Source organism: Promicromonospora kroppenstedtii DSM 19349, assembly GCF_000515355.1.
GTDB lineage: Bacteria > Actinomycetota > Actinomycetes > Actinomycetales > Cellulomonadaceae > Promicromonospora > Promicromonospora kroppenstedtii.
Map to the genome: position 1 here is coordinate 7963 of NZ_KI911658.1, position 1699 is coordinate 9661.

Annotated in this window: 3 protein-coding genes; 2 read left to right on the plus strand and 1 reads right to left on the minus strand. The window is 75.0% G+C overall.

Going from position 1 to position 1699, the window contains the following annotated elements; translation table 11 throughout:
* Together PROKR_RS11580 and PROKR_RS11585 are read left to right on the plus strand one after the other, a co-directional pair.
* Positions 1–701: TetR/AcrR family transcriptional regulator (locus PROKR_RS11580; protein WP_211240114.1), on the plus strand; the 701-nt coding region annotated here is incomplete at its 5' end.
* Positions 698–1216 (plus strand): GNAT family N-acetyltransferase, encoded by a 519-nt coding sequence (locus PROKR_RS11585; RefSeq protein WP_051432895.1) that lies wholly within the window; start codon positions 698–700, stop codon positions 1214–1216. The genes PROKR_RS11580 and PROKR_RS11585, both read left to right, overlap by 4 nt.
* Here PROKR_RS11585 and PROKR_RS11590 read toward each other — a convergent pair.
* Positions 1195–1699 (minus strand): aminoglycoside phosphotransferase family protein (locus PROKR_RS11590; protein ID WP_036963306.1); only part of this gene is annotated, 505 nt, incomplete at its 5' end. The genes PROKR_RS11585 and PROKR_RS11590 overlap by 22 nt on opposite strands.

Below are 1699 nucleotides of genomic sequence, written 5' to 3' on the forward strand. Positions count from 1 at the left end.
CGCGCCCCCGGCGCGGCCGGGTGCCGGCCCACAGCCGTCGTGAGATGGCCCGTGCGGCCGTCGCGCTCGCCGACCGGGACGGGCTCGGTGCCGTGACGATGCGGTCGGTGGCGCAGTCCCTGGGCACCGGGCAGGCGTCCCTCTACCGCTACGTGAACACCCGGGACGAGCTCGTCGCGCTCATGGTCGACGAGGTCACCGGCGAGCTCGGCCTCCACGGGCCCGACGAGCGCCCGTGGGCGGACCAGATGCTCGACCTGGCCAAGGACGCGCGCGCCGTCTACCGGCGGCACCCCTGGATGGTCGAGTCGCCGGGCACGACGACGCTCGGCCCGAACGGGTACGCCTACCTCGAGCACGTGCTCGCGGTGCTCGCACCGACCCGGACGGACGGCGCCACGATGCTGGAGGCCGTGGCCGTGTTCAACGCCGTGACCAGGCTGCTCTGCGCGGAGGAGCACGAGCGGCGCCGCACGGACGGGACGGGTCCCGGGACCGGGACGCACTCCACGGCCAGCGCCGCACCCGCTGACGCGCTGTCCGCCGGCTCGTCCCCCACGGGATCGCCCCCCGCCCATGCCTATCCCCACCTCACCGCCGCGCTGTCCGACGCCGACGCCGACGCCTCGCCCGACCGCCAGTTCGAGCGCGTCCTGCGGCGGGTGCTGACCGGCCTGGTCCCCGAAGGAGACACCCGTTGAACCAGCTCCAGGAGATTCAGCGCCGTGAGGCGGACGCCGCGGACGATGCCGCCGTGCTCGACCTCATGACGCAGTACATGACGTGGGCCCTGGCCACGTTCGAGCGCACCTACGGGTTCGCCATGACGGCCGTGGAGGCCCAGCACACCGGCGCGGCGCTGGCCGCGTTCCGCAGGCCGTCGGGTCTGCTGGTCCTGGCCGAGGTCGACGGCGCGCCCGCCGGCGTCGCCGCGCTGCGCGCGCAGGACGACGGCGTGGTCGAGATCAAGCGGATGTTCGTGCGGCCGGAGCTGCAGGGCCGGCACGTCGGCTCAGCGATGCTGGACCGCCTCCTGGAGCAGGCCCGCGACGACCTCGGGGCACGGGTGGTGCGGCTGGACAGCAACAGGTTCATGACGGGCGCCCACCGCCTGTACGAGTCCAGGGGCTTCGTGGAGCGCGACCCCTATCCCGGATCCGAGATCCCCGCCGAGCTGCAGCACCTGTGGCGGTTCTACGAGCGTGCGCTCGGCTGAGTGCCCCGCAGCGCCTCGGCCGTGACGAGCGCGGCGGGAGCGAGCGCGGGTTCGCCGTCCTCGATGTCCCACAGGGCGTTCTGCAGCAGGCGCCCCAGCGTCCAGCCGGCCGCCCGCTCCCGGTCGAGGCCGAGCACGCCGGTGAGCACGTCGAACCTCCGGCGCACCACCCGCCGGACGTCGCCGCCCGCCACGACGTCGTCCCAGCGGCTGTCCAGGGCCGGCCAGAGGTCGAAGCCCGGGTCGCCCACGAGAGGCTCCGGGTCGATCGCGAGCCACGGCTCGCGCTCCGCCGCGAGGACGTTGTCGTAGTGCAGGTCCCAGTGCAGCATCCGGTCGCCGGGCTCGGCAGCCAGCTCCGCGACGACCGCGGCCCAGTCCCGTAGGACGCGCCGCTCGGCCGGGTCGGCCAGGCCCGTGACGGCTCGCGGGACCTGCTCCAGCATCGCGGCGGCGACGTCGCCCAGGCGGGGCAGCCCGGGC